The following is a 16,830-nucleotide window of genomic DNA, read 5'->3' as shown; positions in this document are numbered from 1 at the left end:
CGGGGCACCTGCCAGCCCGCGTTTTCGTTGACGACCATCGCGAGCAAGCTCGCTCCTACAGGGTCTGTGTTCTCACCGGCGGCCATTGCCCTCTGTAGGAGCGAGCTTGCTCACGATAACCCGGAGAACACCGCGGGGCACCGTTCAGTACCTGATTCAAGGGTTGACCTGGTAACCCTTGCCCTGCAAACAACTGGTGTAAGCCGACGTAGTGTTCGCCTGCGTGGTTTTCGATTGCTCCCGGCGTTCCTGGCGCTGACGTGACGCACCGACTACGGCGCCGGCCGCCGCTGTCTCCTTGGCGCGGTTCTGGCGATAGTCCTGTTTCCTGTCATCGTCGACACGATCATAAACCTCGTCATGTTGATTGCCGCGCACCTGGGCCCCGACCGCGCCAGCGGCGGCCCCGGCAGCAGCGCCCTTGACCCGTCCGCCGGAAGGCGTGGAAGCCGTCGAGGCGCTTTGGCTGGCGGCGATGCTGTTGCATTCGTTGATGTCGGCCTGGGTTTGTTGCGAACTTTGCCCTTTCATCGGCACCACCGTTTGCGCCCATCCCGGGGCGCTCAAAACCGACAAGGCGAGACACAGACTGATAGGTGACAGTTTTTTCATGATGACCTCCGGATGAACCTGGTTCACCCCCAACAGGAGTTTAGATCAGCCCCCATCAGCCACCCGGTTACTGACCGGCGGTGAGTTCAATCTCCATGACCAGTTGGTCTTCGACCCAACGTACCGGCACGGCCTCCAGTTGCGCGCCTTTACACGGGCCGTCGATGCAGTGCCCGTCGTCGTAACGAAACATCGCGCTGTGATGGGCGCACATCAGGACCTTGCCGCGCCAGGTGCAGAACTGCTGCGGATTGAAGTCCAGCGGTACCGAGAAATGCGGGCAGCGGTTGATGTACACCCACACCTGCTCGCCCTGACGCACCGCCACCAACCCGGCGGGATGCAGTTGCTGGTGCTGTGGCAATCCCAACGCCCCGCCGTCGGCGATGTCGTCCAGTCGGCACAAGGAAATGCGGGTCATGGAAAACCGCGCAGTTCCGGATTGCCCAGGCTCCAGTGCCAGGGGCGAATCTGCAGGCTGGCGAACAGTCCCGCCTGGACATAGGGATCGTCGCGCATGAACGCTTCCACCTCCGGCAGGCTGCCCGCCTCGATGACCAGCAATGTCCCCGTCATCGCCGCGCCGGCATCATCGAGGATCGGGCCGCCGAGGCGCACGACCACCCGATGATCCCCGGTCGCACGCAAATGCGCCTGGTGACTGGGCCGCAGACGTTGGCGCAGCGCCTGGCAGTCCGAATGATCAGTGGCAAATACCGCAAAGAACTGACCCATGATTCACGCAGATTCCATGACAAATTCATAACACGCACGCTTGAACGGCACGTCCATACCCAGCCTGGCGGACACATCGTCGTGGCAGGTCATGTCTTCGTAAATCACCTGCAACGACTGTTTCACCCCAAACACTGCATCGGATTGCAGGTACGGATCATCGTGGTTGAACAGGTGCGTGACCAGTTTGCGATAGCCCGGCACATCAATCATGAAATGCAGGTGAGCTGGCCGCCACGCATGGCGGTTGGCGGCATCGAGCATGCGCCCTACCGGGCCATCGGTCGGTATCGGATAGGCCACCGGGACAATGGTGCGAATCGCAAAGCAGCCATCCGCGTCGGTGCGATAGCGCCCGCGCAGGTTGCCGAACGGCTGTTCGGTGTCCTGTCCGGAATACATGCCGTTTTCGGCGGTCTGCCAGACGTCCAGCACCGCACCGGCCAAGGCATTGCCATGGATGTCGACCACGCGCCCGCGTACCAGCGCCGTTTGCCCGGGCGTGAAGGCCATGTTTTCGCCGAACTCGCGATCCGGCATGCCATCGATGTAGAACGGCCCGAACACCGTGGTCTCGGTGGCCGTTGCGCTGTGGCGATGGTTGATCGCGTCGACCAGCATCGAAACGCCCAGGGTGTCCGACAGCAGAATGAATTCCTGGCGCACCAGGCCATCGCATTTGTGCCCGGTGTCGGTCAGAAAGCCGATGCCTTCGAACCACTCCCGTTCAGTCAATGCGACCTCGCTGACAAATGCATGCAGGTGGTGCACCAGGCTTTGCATGATCTGTTTGTAACGCGCATTCGGCGCATCATTGAAGCTGTTCACTGCCTGTCGGGAGATCAGTGATTCCATGATGTTGTCTTGATCGGTCATTGTTGTTATTCCGACGAGGATAAGAGTGGCTGGCAGATCAGGCGGGAGCCTGACCTGTCAAAGCACGGTTGAGCAGCGCCTCAATCGGGCCTTGTTCAAACGGCCGCGGGTTGTAGTAAGGGCTGGCGCAGGCGATCTGCGCGGCTTCGGCCGGGCCGTTGGCCGGGAAACCGATGTCCGCCAGGGCCAGTGGAATACCCAGCTTCTGATTCAGTGCGTACAACAAGGCACCGACCTCGCTCGCCTCACTCCCACCCAACGCGCGTGCAGCCCGTTGCAAAGGCCCCGCCGCCGCTTCGCGGTTGTAATGCGCGGCGTGGGGCAAGACGATGGCGTGCGCCTGGGCATGGGGTAAATTGAACGTGCCACCCAAGGTGTGACAGAGTTTGTGGTGCAAGGCCATGCCGACCGAACCCAGGCAAATACCTGCCAGCCAGGCGCCGTACAGCGCCTGGCTGCGCGCCTCGGGGTCATCGGGATGCTTGACCACACCCGGCAAGGCCTGCGCCAGCGAGCGAATCGACTCTTCGGCCATGAAGCCGATGATCGGGTTGGCGTCTTGGGCGTACAGCGCCTCGACCGCGTGGGCCATGGCGTTCATGCCTGAACAGGCCGAAATGTGCGCTGGCAGGGTCAGGGTCAATTGCGGGTCGTAGACCACGGTCTTGGGCAAAACCCGCAGATCCCGTCCGGTTTTTTTAAGGCGATTTTCGGTCAGCCCGTAGATCGGCGTCATCTCGGAGCCGGCGTAGGTGGTCGGCACCGCCACTATGGGCAGACCGGAATCCATCGCGATCGCCTTGCCCAGGCCGATGGTCGAGCCACCGCCAATGGCCACGCAACAATCCGCATCCAGCCGGGCTGCCTCAAGGCGCGCCGCTTGCGCCACTTCCAGCGGAACGTGCATCACGGCCTTTGGATAGACACCGGCGGCACGATCACCGAGCAACGCCGCGACCTGTTCGCCGAGTCCCTGCTGTTCCGGTGTGGTCAGGATCAGCGCGCGCCGGGCACCCAGCCGTTCGATTTCCTCGGCCAGCGCCGAGAGCTTGCCCCAGCCGAACACCACACGGGTCGGCAGGCTTTGATAGACAAAGGGATTCATGGCTGGCCTCAACGCTTGTAGTAAGGCGGGATGTTGGCGTCGACATTGACCCAGACCGAACGGGCCTCGGTGTAGTCGTGGATCGCCTCGAAGCCCATTTCCCGGCCATAGCCGGACTGACCGACTCCGCCAAACGGACTGCCCGGGTTGACCCGTTTGTAGCAGTTGATCCAGCACATGCCGGCGTGAATCGCCTCGGCCATCTTGTGTGCGCGGCTCAAATTCTGCGTCCACAGGCCGCTGCCCAGCCCGTATTCGGAGCCATTGGCGATGGCCAGGGCTTCTTCGTCGGTGCTGAAGCGCACCACAGTCACGAACGGGCCGAAGACTTCCTCCTGGCAAACGCGGTCACCGGGCTTGGCCTCGACCACTGTCGGCTCGACATAAAATCCATTGGCCAATGCTTTATCGTCCGGTGCCTTGCCGCCGGCCAGGACCTTGCCGCCCTGCTCGATGGCAATATCGATGTACGCCATCACCCGGTCGCGGTGCAGCGCCGACGTCAGTGGCCCCATTTCGGTGTCCGGGTCCAGCGGGTCGCCCAGGCGAATGGACTTGGCCAACGCAATGAAACGCTCAAGGAATTGATCAGCGATGTCTTTGTGCAGAATCAGCCGCGAACCGGCGATGCATGCCTGGCCCTGGTTGTGAAAAATCGCCCAGGCCGCGCCATTGACCGCCGCGTCCAGATTGGCGTCCTCGAACACGATGTTCGCGCCCTTGCCACCCAGTTCCAGCTGGATGCGCTTGAGGTTGCTTTGGGAGGCTTCGACGATCCGCCGCCCGGTGGCGGTCGAACCGGTAAAGGCAATCTTGCCCACATCGAGGTGTTCGGCCAGCGCTTGCCCGGCGGTATGGCCGTAGCCCGGCACCACGTTGACCACGCCCTTGGGGAAGCCGACTTCCGTCATCAGCTCGACAATGCGCAAGGTCGACAACGGGGTGATTTCCGAAGGCTTGATCACGATGGTGTTGCCCGCCGCCAGCGCCGGGCCCATTTTCCAGCTGGTGAACATCAGCGGGAAGTTCCACGGCACGATCTGCCCCACCACGCCAATCGGTTTGCGCTGCACGTAGTTGAGAAACCCGGCTTCGACCGGAATCACCGAACCTTCGATCTTGTCGGCCATACCGCCGAAATAACGGAAGCACGCTGCCGTGCGCGGCACGTCAAGGCCACGGGAATCGCGGATCGGGTGCCCGGTATTGAGGGATTCGAGCTGCGCCAGTTCTTCGCCGCACGCTTCGATCCTGTCCGCCAGTTTGAGCAAAAGGCGTCCGCGTTCGGCGGCGCCCAGCGCCGACCAGGCCGGGAAGGCGCGCTTGGCGGCGGCCACGGCGAGGTCGATGTCAGCGGCTTCGGCGGCAGCGATGCGGGTGATCAACGAACCGTCATGGGGCGACACGACGTCGATGGTGCCGCCGCCGACGGCATCCACGAAGCGGCCATCGATATAGAGCTGATTTTGCATAATGGTTTCCTCGCACCGCGCGGCTGGCGCAGTGTTTGACGAAGTGATTGCTGAACGCTTTGCCCGGCGCGAGCCGGGCCGGACACCAGGTCCTAGAACTCGATCGGATACGGCTTGAGCTCACCGCTTTCGTAGCGTTGCGGCAGGTTTGGCGTGGCGTTTTCCCAGACCATCAGCATCGAGCGTTTGGTCGAGTAGCCCTGGTGACGAATGTCCGCGGGCATGGCGCAGATGTCGCCGGCACGCATGGTGATGCGCGCACGGGGGTTGCCGTCGTCCTTGTCGCCGACGTCCCAGATGATTTCGTCGGACATCTGCAGGAACCACTCGATGCGGTCGTTGCCATGGAACACCGGCAGGATGAACTCCTCGGTGGTCGGGCAAAACAGGCTGGCCTTGCACACCGAGGTCACCGACGGGTTCCAGGTCACGTCGGAGCGCGACAGGTACTTGAACAGGTTGAAGGCATGCAGTTCGCCTTCGAAGCCTTCGGCGGCATGGACCTCCGGTTCGTCCTGCGGCACATCGATGAACTGGCGGTTGACCGGCAGGTCGTCACGCAGCGGCGAATCATCCTTCAGGCCCGGCATGCGTTTGGTGGCGATGCGCGAACGCTCGATGGCTTCGATGTTGTTGCCGTTCTTGCGCCCGAATGCGCTGCCGGTTTCTTCGGGTGCGGCGAAGGGGTCGAAGGTGGCGTTGGTCCAGTCGCGCAGGATGGCCTTGAAGGTGGCCATGATCAGCGGCGTTTCGAAGTTTTCGGTGTAATTGACCCCGGCCGCCTTGAGCGTGCCGTTGAAGGTGCCGGCGTACAGGTCGACCTTGCCGTAGTAGTTGCGGGTGCCAATGACCTGGTCAAAGTTGACCCAGCCGTAGAAAAAGCCCCAGGCCACGTCGCGCATCATGGCGCGCAGGAAGGCGTCGACCGGAATCAGGTGCGAGCGGGTCTGGCCCTTGGCCGGCCAGGTGATGCGGGCGAAATACTCGTCGCGCGACAGTTCGAAGGCGCCGAGTTTGAATGAGCGGTAGCCGGTGACGGCATGGGGCGCGCTGGCCTGGACTTCATCGTCGGCAAGGTGGACGGTGTCGGCAGCGGTTTCAAGCATGGCCATGGCGGAATTCCTCTTGTTGTTGTGGGGTGGGCGGTCGGATGTGGCAGATCACTTGAAGCAGATGTCGGCCCACTTCTCGACCGACAACGGGCCTTTGATGGTCTGCTGCAGAATCACACCCGGGCGGCTGGCTTCGAAGCGATAAGCGGTGCCGACCGGCAACAGGCACTGATGGCCGCGCTTGAGCAACACATAACCCATCGGTTTGCCGGCCGGTACGTCACCGGCCAGATGCGTGCCCTCGCCGGCTTTCAACGGCGCATCGAGCTTGAGGAAGTCCACGCGAACCTCACCGTCCATGACGATGGCGAATTCGTCGTGTGCTGCGGTGTACCAGGGCGACTGGCCTTCGGCACGGATGGACTCAACGACGTAGCCGAGGTTGAAACCCACCACGACTTTTTCAAAAGGGAGGGATTTATCCGCCACTTCGAAAATGTTGGAAAAGGCGTAGTGGCTGGCCTGGCCGCTGATGATTTCAACCGACCCTTTGGTGTAGTTGTCCAGCGAGCCGAAGACCGTTTCAATTGCAGCGCTACTCATGGTTTTCACCGTTTTGTTGTTGTAGTAACAGTGAGCCAACAGTACGTCGCACCACCCCGGCGAACAATTAGAGGACCGGCGACAACAGTGTTTGCGAAACGCAAACACTGTTGTAGGAGCTGCCGCAGGCTGCGATCTTTTGATCTTGCTTTAAAAAATCAAAAGATCGCAGCCTCGTTGCACGAGACAGCTCCTACAGGGAGTACGTGGTCGTCAGCGCACCCAGCCACGCTCCAGCAGGGGCTTGTCCCAGCATGGCTCATCGCCGAAGTTGTCCACCAGAAAGTCGATCAACGTACGCACTTTCAAGGCCCGGCGCTGGGTGGCGGGATACACCGCCGAGAAGTTGAACGAGGACAGCGCATACTCCGGCAGCACCGGAATCAGCCGGCCGCTGAGCAAGTCATCACTGGCCACCAGGGTCGGCAGACAGACAATGCACACCCCGGTCTGCGCGTAATCGCGCAGCAAATGCACGGAGTTGGAGCGCACCTGGCCCGGTAGGCTCAGCTCGACTTGCTCGTCGTCGCGGGTGAAGATCCAGCGATTGCGCGACGGATAGCCTTCGTACAGGGCGATCTTGTGTTGCAACAGTTCCTGGGGATGGGTCAGGACACCGAACTCGCCGGCGTAATCGGGCGACATGCAGAACAATCGGCGCACGCTGAACAGCTTGCGCTCGATCAGGGTTTCGGCCATGGGCGGGAACATCTGGAACGCCACGTCGAAGCCTTCCTCGATGGGGTCCACCACCCGGTCGTTGACGATCACGTCGACTTCGATGTCCGGGTACAGGCGCGTGAACTCGGCCAGCATGCGGCCGAAGTGACCAATGGCAAAACCCGGCAGCATCTGCACCCGGAGCTTGCCGGTGGGCTTGGCCCGCAGTTCGCGCATGTGTTCGGTCAGCGAGTTGAACCCGGCGACCATGTCGGCGCACTCCTTGTAGTAGGTCTCGCCCACTTCGGAAAGCCGCACATGACGCGTGCTGCGGTGGAACAGCGGCGCGTTGATGAACTGTTCCAGTTGCTGGATGCGGTGGGTGATCACCGAACGGGTCACCCCCAGTTGCTGGGCCGCCTTGGCGAAGTTGCCGGTTTCGGCCACCCGCACAAAGGCTTCGACACTGAGTAAACGATCCATGGGCAGGCTCTCGGAATTTTTGTTCTTGTATGAACAGCGAGGTTAGCCTGTCGCCACCACGTACTCCACCTCCCCGCCACCCCCTGTAGGAGCTGCCGAAGGCTGCGATCTTTTGATCTTGTTTTTTGAAGAGCAAGGTCAAAAGATCGCAGCCTTCGGCAGCTCCTACAGGGGGGGGTGGTGCTTTATGGGTGGGGGTGCACTGACAATCGTCGCTGCATCGGGAACACCTGCCAGCCCAGGCGCTCGCTGACCAACCCCCACACCCCTTGCGGCGCCTTGAGCATCATCACCACCGCGACCACGCCGAGGATGATCATGTACAGCGCACCGTACTGCGCCAGGCAACCGCGCAATACGAAGTAAATCAGCGTGCCGATCAACGGCCCTTCCAGGGTGCCGATGCCACCGATGATCACGATAAAGATCACCACCGCCGTCCAGTCCTGCAGGTTGAACGCCGCGTCCGGGGAAATCCGCAGCTTTTGCAGGAAGATCAACGCCCCAACCACGCCCGTACAACCGGCGGCCAGTACATAGACCATCAGTTTGGTACGGAACGTATCCACCCCGAGGCTGCCGGATGCCGGCTCGGAATCACGAATCGACGCCAGGGCCAGCCCCTGACGCGAGCGCAACAGGAAGTACACCACCGCCACGGCGCCGATGGCGATCGCCAGCGCGGTGAAGTAGATCAGCGTTTCGCGCCCGTCCCGGTCATTGCCGATTTGCCGCACAATCGCCGCCGGCAGGCTTTGCCCCGATCCGCCGCCAAGGCTGCTCATCTGCGCCAGGCCCAGACGGAAGACCTCCGCCACCACCCACGTGCCGATGGCGAAGTAAGCGCCGCGCAGGCGAAAAACGATCAGCGCCGTGGGAATCGCCAGCAACGCCACCAACACGCCTGAAAGCAGCACCGCGGCCAAGGGCGGCACACCGAATTGGCTCGCCAGCATGAACAGCAGATAGCCGCCCAGGCCGACGAAGGCCTGCTGCCCTACCGAGACCATGCCGGCGTAGCCCGCCAGCAGGTTCCACATTTGCGCCAACGCCAGGTAATAGGCGAACTCCACCACCAGGCGCAGGCTCGCCCGATCGGCCCACAAAGGTGCACTAAGCAAGATCAATACGCACAGGCCCAGCAACGACAGGCCGATGGTGCTGCTGGTGGTCGTGCGTTGTACGCGATAAGCGAGCGCGGGGTTGTTCAAGGCATTCATCAGTCGACACTCCGGGGAAACAGGCCACGCGGGCGCACGACCAGGATCAGCAGAAACACAAGGTGACCGGCGAGGATCTGCCAGCCGGGATCGATTTTTGCCCCCAGGGTTTGCGCAACGCCGAGAATCACTCCTCCGGCCAGCGTGCCCCACAGGCTGCCCAGGCCACCGATGATCACCGCTTCAAAGCCGTACAACAGCCGCGCCGGCCCGACCGTAGGATCAAAACTGGTGCGGATCGCCAGGAACACGCCGGCTATCGACACCACGGCCATCGCCAGCGCCATGGCGAGGCCGAAGATGTGCGCGTTGTTGACGCCCATCAGCCGTGCGGTGTGCTGGTCATCAGAGGTGGCGCGAAACGCCCGGCCCAACGATGTTTTGTAGAACAGCAACTGCAGGCCGCCAATGATCAGCAGCGCACTGCAGAACACGATCAGCGGCATGACGCCCACACTCAAACCACCGAAACCGACACTGGCGACCTCAAGATCGCCCTGGGACAGCTTCTGGCTATCAGCACTGAAGAATTCCAGCAGCACGTTCTGCACGATGATCGACAGGCCGAATGTCACCAGCAACGGCGGCAGGATGTCCGTGCCCAGCGTACGGTTGAGCAACAGCCGTTGCAGCAGATAGCCGAAACAGAACATCAGCGGCACCACGATCAGCAAGCTCGCCAACGGGCTGAACCCCAGGTGATTGACCACCAGCAGCGCCAGGTACGACGCCAGCACGATGAAGTCGCCATGGGCGATGTTGACCAGGCGCATGATGCCGAACATCAGCGACAGCCCCACCGCGAACATCGCGTACAGGCCGCCGAGCAACATGCCTTGAAGCAAAGTATTGAGCCATTCCATCACTAGATCCCGAAATACGCGGCTTTGATGTGTGCTTTGTCCGCATCCCCAGGCCGACCGGCCAGGGACACGCGCCCTTCCTGGAAGCAATAGAAGCGGTCGCACACACTCAGTGCCTGATTGATGTCCTGTTCGACGAGAATCACCGTGGTGCCGTCGGCCTTGATCGAGGGCAATGCGGCGTAGATGTCCTTGATCGTCGTCGGCGCCAGGCCCAAGCTGATTTCGTCGCACAACAGCAAGTGCGGGTTGGCCATCAGGCCCCGGCCAATCGCGACCATTTGTTGCTGGCCGCCAGACAGTGCGGTGCCCGGACGCTTGCGCAGTTTTTCCAGCACCGGGAACAACTGATAGATGCGCTTGAGCGTCCACGGTCCCGGGCGTTTGCTGTAGGCGCCGATCAGCAGGTTTTCTTCCACGCTCAGGGACGGAAACAGCTTGCGGCCCTCCGGCACCAACGCGATGCCGCGCTCCAGCACCTGATTGGCGGCCATGTCGCCAATGGCCTGACCCTTGAAATTAATGGCGCCCGGCTGGTTCTTGATCAACCCGGCCAAGGAGCGCAGGAACGTCGATTTGCCCGCGCCGTTGGAGCCGATGATCGCCACGGTTTCACCGGCCTCAAGGGTCAGGCTGATGTCGAACAGCGCTTGAAAGTCGCCGTAGCCGGCGCAGAGTTTTTCGATGGTCAGCATGCGTCAGCTCCCGATGCCCATGTAAATGTCCTGGACCCGAGGATCGGCCATCACGCTGCGCGGTTCGCCTTCGGCCAGCTTGGCGCCGAAGTTGATCACCGTCAGGCGACTGACCACCGCCAGCAAGGCGTGCACGATGTGCTCGATCCAGATAATGGCAACACCGGACTTGTGGATGCCCTGAATGGTTTCCACCAGTGCCAGGCATTCCGGTTCGGTCAGGCCTCCGGCAATTTCGTCGAGCAACAACAGGCGCGGCTGGGTCGACAAGGCCCGGGCCATTTCCAGGCGCTTGCGGTCGAGCAAGGTCAGTGAGCCGGCCAGCACGTTGGCCTTGCGCATCAGCCCAGTGAGTTCCAGCGTCTGCGCACACCATTGGCTGGCTTCGTTGTCACGCAGCCGTGCACCGAAGGTTGCGCCCACCAACAGGTTCTCGAACACGGTCATTTTCACGAACGGATGCGGAATCTGATGGGAACGGCCGATGCCCTGCTGGCAGCGCTTGAACACAGGCTCGCGGGTGACGTTGCGGCCTTCGAAATGAATCGTGCCTTTGTCCGCCGCTACGCCACCGGCGATCAGGTTGAACAACGTGCTTTTACCCGCGCCGTTGGGGCCGATGATGCCCAGGGCCTCACCCGGTTGCAGGGTCAGGTCGATGGCGTCCGTGACCTTCACCGAGCCGTAGCTTTTGTGCACATCGGTCATTTGCAGAAGTGGTTGTTGCATGGTGCACCCGTCTCCTGTCGCGCGATCAATACGTAATGGCCTGCATCTCGCCGCCCAGCGGAATCGCCGGGGCGGTGGCATTGCTGGTCACGATAAGGTCGTATTTATTGTCCTTGCCCAGTCGCCACTGGCCGCTGACCAGAGGCGTCTTGGCGACGTTCTTCACCGGCCCGCCATTCCAGTTGATCGGCCCGACCACGGTGTTGAGGTGGGTCTTGAGCAAGGCATCGCGGACCGCTTGGGCGTTGCCGATTTCTTCGGTGCGCTTGAGGATGTCCACTGCCAGTTCGAACAGGGCATGCACGAACCCCAGCGGTTGCGTCCACTGCTTGCCGGTGGCCTGGGTGAAACCCTGGGCCAATTGGCCGGCACTGGCGCCGGTCAATGACGAGCTGAACGGGTGCGTCGGGCTCCACCAGATTTCGGTCGACAGGTTGTTGCCGGCCTTGCCCAATGCCTCGACTGCCGTCGGAAACAGCAATGCCTTGCCCACCGATACGGCTTTCGGATTGAAGCCTTGCTGCCGGGCCTGGGTCCAGAACGTGCTCAGGTCCGGCGGGATGACCACGCCGGTAACGATTTCGACATCGGCCTTTTTGAACGCGGCAATCTGCGCGGAAAAATCGTCGGTCAGACTCTGGAAGCGGCCAGGATCGACTAGTTGAAAGCCCTTTTGCGCCAGTACTGGTGGGAACCCGAGCTTCTGGTCGCCCCAGGCATTGCCGTCGCCATCGTTGGGGAACAGACCGCCGACAACTTTGTTGGACGGCATCGCTCCCCACATGGCGCTGTAAGTGCCGATCACATCTTCCAGGCCCCAGAAGAAATGGTAGGTCCACTCGAAGCCTTGATCCGGCTTGCCGCCCCGGGTGAAAAACCACGGCTGCCAAGGGGCAACGGTGGAGATGCAGGGAATCTCGTTGATTTCGCACTGGTCGGACACCGGGTTGGTGGTCTCCGGGGTCGACGACACCAGCATCAGGTCGACCTGGTCCGACAGGATCAGCTCGCTCGCCACTTCCGCCGCGCGGTTGGGGTTGGACTGGCTGTCCTTGACGATGACCTCCAGGCGATAGGCCTTGCCTGCGACATTGATCGAATTTTTCAGCACTTGCTTGAGCGACTCGATGATGTAGTTGTCGGCTGCCGCAAACGGCGCCAATGGCCCGGTCTGCGGGCTGACATAACCGAGCTTGATCACCCGCTCACCGCCGATGGCAAAGGTGAACGGCATGCTTGCCAGTGCCACGCCACCGGCGGCAATGCCGGTACTGCGCAGGAAATCACGGCGGGAGAAGTCGCGGTCTAACAGGTTTTTATCGTTGTTGTCTGTCATGTAAGTACTCCAAAAGCCTGGACGAACGGGGTCGCCACGTGTGGCCGGGCCATCACGCAGGGTCAGGGGTAAAGCAGGGAAATCCGTTTAGAAGAAGAAACTGACGTCGAACGACGCGACCACTTGCGAATCCTTTTCGCCGTCGGCATAGGCATCGCGGCCGGGGCCTGAATGGATGTCGTAGCGCAGTTCCGGACGCAGGCGCACGTTGGGTGTCGGCGTCCAGGCCAGGTTGGTGGTGACGCCGTAGAAGCTGCCCCAGGTCGGATCGGGTATCCCGGTGTTCGGGTCGATGTTGGCCATCATCACGTGGACCGGGGCGTCGGTGTAGAACCACTCGGCGCGGCTGTTCCACATCAGGTTTTCGCTGAGTTTGTGGTACCAGTTCACGTCCGTGCCATACCAGGTCGCGTCGTTTTTGTTGGCAAACCCGGCGAAGGCGCCCTGCTCCTGCTTGCCGTAGTTCATCTCCAGCGCCACGCGGTTGTTCGGGTCGAGCACTTGCGTCAGGGTCAGGTAAGACGCCAGACGCTTGTAGTCGTCATCCTTGGTGCCCGCCGGCAGCGGCGAGCCACAACTGCATTCGGCGAAGCTGTCGCCAGCGCCATTGCCGTAGATGTTTTCCCAGTCGATCCAGGTGCCGAAGTCCGCCGAGCGCCAGCGCACGTTGGCGATCACGTCCGGCGAGTGGTTGGGGTCCTGCAGGTTGTTCCAGCCCTGCACCACGCCCAGTTCGAAGCCGAGCATGCTTTCGCCCGGCTCCGAAGGCAGTTTGAACGAGTACAGTGCCCCGGCATGTTTGGCCGGGCCGTGCATGAAGGAGTAAGTGTGGGTGTAGAAGTCGGTCGGTGCCGGAGATGGCAAGGCGAAACCGATTTCGTTTTCCAGCGGCGTATGGAAAATCCCGACCATCAACTCCGAACCGCCGAGCACGGGGAAGTAGAAGTTGACGTAAGCCTGGGCGACGGTGAACGCCGGATCTTCAGGCTTGTTGTCACGGTTGACGCTCAGATCTTCGTCCCAGCCGTAGGTCTTGAAGAAGCGTGCATCCTTGCCGTACAGCGCCGTGACGTTGAACCCCCAATCGGCTTCTTGCGGCATCGCGCCGGGAAACGGACCGACGCGGCCGATCACATTGCTCTTGGGTTTCTTCTCCACGGCCAGGGCGAACTGGTTGAGGTTCACACCTTCGTCGGTATTGAAGAAGCTCTGCTTGCTGACGTCATCCGTGCCGTTGTTGTTATAGATCACACCGGCCTGAGCCCAGCCGTAGATCTTGATCCCGTGTTCGCGCTCAAGGCTGTCGCCGAAGACATTACGCACCAGCGAACCCATGGGATCGTCTGCTGCCAGAGCCATAGAGGGAAACAAAACACCGGCACCCAGAACGGGCGCGAACAGGGTTGCTGCGCAAACCCATGCACGAATACTCATACCTGCCTTCCTTATTTTTATTAGGCGCCAATCCCCCGAAGGGGCATGAGGCCGAAAGCAAGGTATGACGTCTTGATGAGCCCTGGCTTGAGCTCCACCCGGTCGTTGGCAGATCGTGGTGTTCGGCGTAATGGAGGCTACAAGCCCGCCACTGCACCAACAATTCCATTCTCGGCGACTTCAGTGTTTGCGTATTCAGAACAATGCAGGCCTTTGTGGGAGCGGGCTTGCTCGCGATGGCGGTGTATCAGCCACCAATGATGTTGAATTTGAAGGCCCCTTCGCGGGCAAGCCCGCTCCCACAGGTTTTGTGGTGTTGGTCAGGCATCTGCGGCAGCACCGATCATTGTGGGAGCGAGCTTGCTCGCGATGGCGGAGGCTCGGTCAACATAGATGTTGAAGCTGATGCCCTCATCGCGAGCAAGCCCGCCCCCACAGGTTTTGTGGTGTTGGTCAGGCATCTGCGGCAGCACCGATCATTGTGGGAGCGAGCTTGCTCGCGATGGCGGTGTATCAGCCACCAATGATGTTGAATTTGAAGGCCCCTTCGCGGGCAAGCCCGCTCCCACAGGTTTTGTGGTGTTGATCAGGCATTGGTGGCCAGTGGATAGAGCTTGTCATCGAACTGCGACAGTTTCGGGAATACCAACGGCTGATCATCACTCAGGTGTTGCAGGCGCTGGCCGTAATCAACCAGAAATTGCTGGCGCGCCTCTTCGCTGATGTACGGCACATGCCAGGCCACGAAGGGCTCCAGCACATCGAAGCCGACATAAGCCAGCGTACCGCGCAGGATCGGCCGCAGCATGTCCTCCAATGGGCCGTGGATCGCGCCTTCCCCAAACATGTGTTCACGCCCGCCCAGGGTCACGGTCACCAGCGCTTTCTTGCCGGCCAATCCACCCTGATCGTAGAAACGCTTGCCGCCATAGCAGATGCCCGAGACCAGCACCCGGTCGATCCAGCCCTTGAGCATGGCCGGGGTGGAGAACCAGAAGATCGGGAAGTTGAGGATCAGCAGGTCGGCCCACAGCAGTTTGTCCAGCTCGGCCTGGATGTCTGGCGCCAGCGACTGGCTCTTCACGCCCAGGCGTTGTTCCAGGGCATAGACCAGGTACTCGGGGTTTTCCCGATTCGAGAAGTCGGCGTCGCTGGCCACCGGGTTCCAGTTCATTTTGTACAGGTCGCTGACCTGCACTTCGTGGCCCTGAGCCTGGAGCGTGGCGACGGCCTGGTCACGCAGGGCGGCGGTGAAGGATTGCGGCTCCGGGTGAGCGTGGACGATCAGTACTTTCATGGTGGTTCCTTAGACTTGTTCCAGCGAATCGGTTGAAGGTGTGCAAGCGCGTGTGGCCAGCAAGCGGTCTAGCCAGTCGGGGTCCATTTGCGGTTCGGAAGAAAACAGCAGCCCGGTGTAGTCCTGGTGCGGCGGGGTGAAGATCTGGCTGCGCGAGCCGTGGTCCACCACCCTGCCCCGTTGCATCACCAATACCTCATCGGCAATCGCCCGAACAGTGGCGACGTCATGGGTGATGAACAGATAGGCGACACCCAATTGCTGCTGGATGCGGTTGAGCAATTTCAGTACGCCTTCAGCGACCAGTTGGTCCAGGGCCGAGGTCACTTCGTCGCAAATGATCAGTTGCGGATCGGCCGCCAGGGCCCTGGCGATGCAGATGCGTTGTTTCTGCCCGCCTGACAGTTCCCGGGGTTGACGCTCCATGAAGGTCGCCGGGTCGAGTTCGATCATCTCCAGCAGTTCGGCGACCCGGGCACGCATGGCCTTGCCCTTGAGGCCCAGATAAAACGTCAATGGCCGACCGATGATGTCGACGATGCGCTGACGCGGGTTCAGCGCGGTGTCGGGGATCTGGTAGATCATCTGGATGCGCCGCAGTTGTTCCTTGCTGCGCTGGCGAAAGTCCGCCGGCAAGGGTTCGCCGTCGTACAGCACCTGGCCGTAAGTCGGCGGCAGCAACCCGGTGATCAGCCGCGCCGTGGAGCTCTTGCCGCTACCGGATTCGCCGATCACCGCCAGGGTCTGGCCGCGATACAGCTTCAACGACACGTCGTGCAGCACCGGTTGCCGGCCATAACTGGCGCAGCTGTTGCGCAGTTCCAGCAACGGTTGTTCCTGCTGCGGGCTGGCCTTGGGCTCGGTGCGGAAGCTGCGCACCGCCCACAGCGACTTGGTGTAGTCCTCCTGCGGGTCGCCGAGCATCTTGCGGGTCTCGGCCTCTTCCACCAGTTTGCCGTGGCGCAGCACCATGATGCGGTCGGCCATCTGCGCCACCACCGCCAGGTCGTGGCTGATGTAGATCGCCGCGCTGCCATAGGTCGCCACGGCATCGCGAATGGCGGCGAGGACTTCGATCTGGGTGGTAACGTCCAGCGCCGTGGTCGGTTCGTCGAAGATGATCAGGTCCGGGTGGCAAGCCATCGCCATGGCGGTCATGACCCGCTGCAACTGGCCGCCGGAGACCTGATGCGGATAACGCTGGCCGATGGTTTCGGGGTTGGGCAAGCGCAGCACCCGATACAACTCCACCGCCTCGCGCGTGGCCTGTTCGCGACTCATGCCGCCGTTTTTCACAGCGGTTTCGACGTGCTGGTCGATCAGTCGATGGGCCGGGTTGAACGAGGCCGCCGCGCTCTGTGCCACATAGGCAATGCGCAACCCCCGGAGTTTGCGCAGGGCTTCAGGCTTGGCCTCGAGCAGGTCGATGCCGTCGAAGTGCACCGAGCCGCCGGTGATCCGGCAGCCGTCGCGGGTGTAGCCCATGGCCGACAGACCGAGGGTCGACTTGCCCGCGCCGGACTCGCCGATCAGCCCCAGCACTTCGCCCCGCTGCAGGGTCAGGTCGATGCCCTTGATCAGTGGATGCCAGGCGTCTTCGTAATGGCCTTCGATGTGCAGGTCGCGGATTTCCAGCAAAGGTTTTGTGGTCGTCATGT

At 61.6% G+C, this 16,830-nt stretch carries 17 protein-coding genes; all 17 read right to left on the bottom strand.

The features are described 5' to 3' along the window. Window positions 1-156: 156 nt before the first annotated feature. The 17 genes from C9422_RS01205 to C9422_RS01115 all read right to left on the bottom strand — a co-directional run bounded on the left by C9422_RS01205 (window position 157) and on the right by C9422_RS01115 (window position 16,828). Window positions 157-612 carry a YMGG-like glycine zipper-containing protein gene (locus C9422_RS01205; RefSeq protein ID WP_007980728.1) on the bottom strand — a complete coding sequence of 152 codons (456 nt, stop codon included), beginning with the start codon at window positions 610-612 and terminating at the stop codon, window positions 157-159. 67 nt (window positions 613-679) lie between these two features. Further along, the gene (locus C9422_RS01200) at window positions 680-1,033 is read right to left on the bottom strand and encodes a Rieske 2Fe-2S domain-containing protein (protein WP_116579379.1); all 354 of its coding nucleotides are present in this window, start codon (window positions 1,031-1,033) and stop codon (window positions 680-682) included. Then, window positions 1,030-1,347 (bottom strand): YciI family protein, encoded by a 318-nt coding sequence (locus tag C9422_RS01195; protein ID WP_007997964.1) that lies wholly within the window; start codon window positions 1,345-1,347, stop codon window positions 1,030-1,032. Before C9422_RS01195 ends, C9422_RS01200 begins: the two co-directional genes overlap by 4 nt. A 3-nt stretch (window positions 1,348-1,350) precedes the next feature. Continuing rightward, a complete protein-coding gene (locus C9422_RS01190; protein WP_116579378.1) occupies window positions 1,351-2,223 on the bottom strand; it encodes a dioxygenase in 873 nt (290 codons plus the stop codon). 37 nt (window positions 2,224-2,260) lie between these two features. Continuing rightward, window positions 2,261-3,328, bottom strand: coding sequence for a maleylacetate reductase (locus C9422_RS01185; protein WP_116579377.1), 1,068 nt, complete (start codon window positions 3,326-3,328; stop codon window positions 2,261-2,263). An 8-nt stretch (window positions 3,329-3,336) separates the two neighbouring features. Beyond that, the gene (locus C9422_RS01180; protein WP_116579376.1) at window positions 3,337-4,800 is read right to left on the bottom strand and encodes an aldehyde dehydrogenase family protein; all 1,464 of its coding nucleotides are present in this window, start codon (window positions 4,798-4,800) and stop codon (window positions 3,337-3,339) included. A gap of 92 nt (window positions 4,801-4,892) precedes the next feature. Then, on the bottom strand, window positions 4,893-5,912 hold the full coding sequence (locus tag C9422_RS01175) for a hydroxyquinol 1,2-dioxygenase (RefSeq protein WP_116579375.1): 1,020 nt from the start codon (window positions 5,910-5,912) through the stop codon (window positions 4,893-4,895). A 48-nt stretch (window positions 5,913-5,960) separates the two neighbouring features. After that, window positions 5,961-6,455 carry a hydroxyquinol 1,2-dioxygenase gene (locus C9422_RS01170; RefSeq protein ID WP_116579374.1) on the bottom strand — a complete coding sequence of 165 codons (495 nt, stop codon included), beginning with the start codon at window positions 6,453-6,455 and terminating at the stop codon, window positions 5,961-5,963. A gap of 213 nt (window positions 6,456-6,668) precedes the next feature. After that, window positions 6,669-7,598, bottom strand: a complete 930-nt coding sequence (locus C9422_RS01165; RefSeq protein WP_116579373.1) for a LysR family transcriptional regulator — start codon at window positions 7,596-7,598, stop codon at window positions 6,669-6,671. Between the two features lie 185 nt (window positions 7,599-7,783). Further along, window positions 7,784-8,818: a branched-chain amino acid ABC transporter permease gene (locus C9422_RS01160; RefSeq protein WP_116579372.1), complete on the bottom strand. Its 1,035-nt coding sequence runs from the start codon at window positions 8,816-8,818 to the stop codon at window positions 7,784-7,786. Continuing rightward, on the bottom strand, window positions 8,818-9,681 hold the full coding sequence (locus tag C9422_RS01155; RefSeq protein ID WP_116579371.1) for a branched-chain amino acid ABC transporter permease: 864 nt from the start codon (window positions 9,679-9,681) through the stop codon (window positions 8,818-8,820). Before C9422_RS01155 ends, C9422_RS01160 begins: the two co-directional genes overlap by 1 nt. 2 nt (window positions 9,682-9,683) lie before the next feature. Beyond that, the gene (locus C9422_RS01150; protein WP_116579370.1) at window positions 9,684-10,376 is read right to left on the bottom strand and encodes an ABC transporter ATP-binding protein; all 693 of its coding nucleotides are present in this window, start codon (window positions 10,374-10,376) and stop codon (window positions 9,684-9,686) included. Between the two features lie 3 nt (window positions 10,377-10,379). After that, window positions 10,380-11,105 (bottom strand): ABC transporter ATP-binding protein, encoded by a 726-nt coding sequence (locus C9422_RS01145; RefSeq protein ID WP_116579369.1) that lies wholly within the window; start codon window positions 11,103-11,105, stop codon window positions 10,380-10,382. A 25-nt stretch (window positions 11,106-11,130) separates the two neighbouring features. Further along, window positions 11,131-12,441, bottom strand: a complete 1,311-nt coding sequence (locus C9422_RS01140) for an ABC transporter substrate-binding protein (protein WP_116579368.1) — start codon at window positions 12,439-12,441, stop codon at window positions 11,131-11,133. A gap of 87 nt (window positions 12,442-12,528) precedes the next feature. Further along, entirely contained in the window at window positions 12,529-13,875 is a 1,347-nt protein-coding gene (locus C9422_RS01135) for an outer membrane beta-barrel protein (protein WP_116579367.1), read from the bottom strand. Window positions 13,876-14,461: 586 nt separating this feature from the next. Next, window positions 14,462-15,172: an NAD(P)H-dependent oxidoreductase gene (locus C9422_RS01120; RefSeq protein ID WP_116579365.1), complete on the bottom strand. Its 711-nt coding sequence runs from the start codon at window positions 15,170-15,172 to the stop codon at window positions 14,462-14,464. A 9-nt stretch (window positions 15,173-15,181) separates the two neighbouring features. After that, on the bottom strand, window positions 15,182-16,828 hold the full coding sequence (locus C9422_RS01115) for an ABC transporter ATP-binding protein (RefSeq protein ID WP_116579364.1): 1,647 nt from the start codon (window positions 16,826-16,828) through the stop codon (window positions 15,182-15,184). Between the last annotated feature and the right edge of the window lie 2 nt (window positions 16,829-16,830).

The sequence above is a fragment of the Pseudomonas sp. B1(2018) genome, assembly GCF_003097365.1.
GTDB classification, from domain to species: domain Bacteria; phylum Pseudomonadota; class Gammaproteobacteria; order Pseudomonadales; family Pseudomonadaceae; genus Aquipseudomonas; species Aquipseudomonas laurylsulfatiphila.
This window is presented reverse-complemented; position numbering and strand designations above follow the sequence as displayed.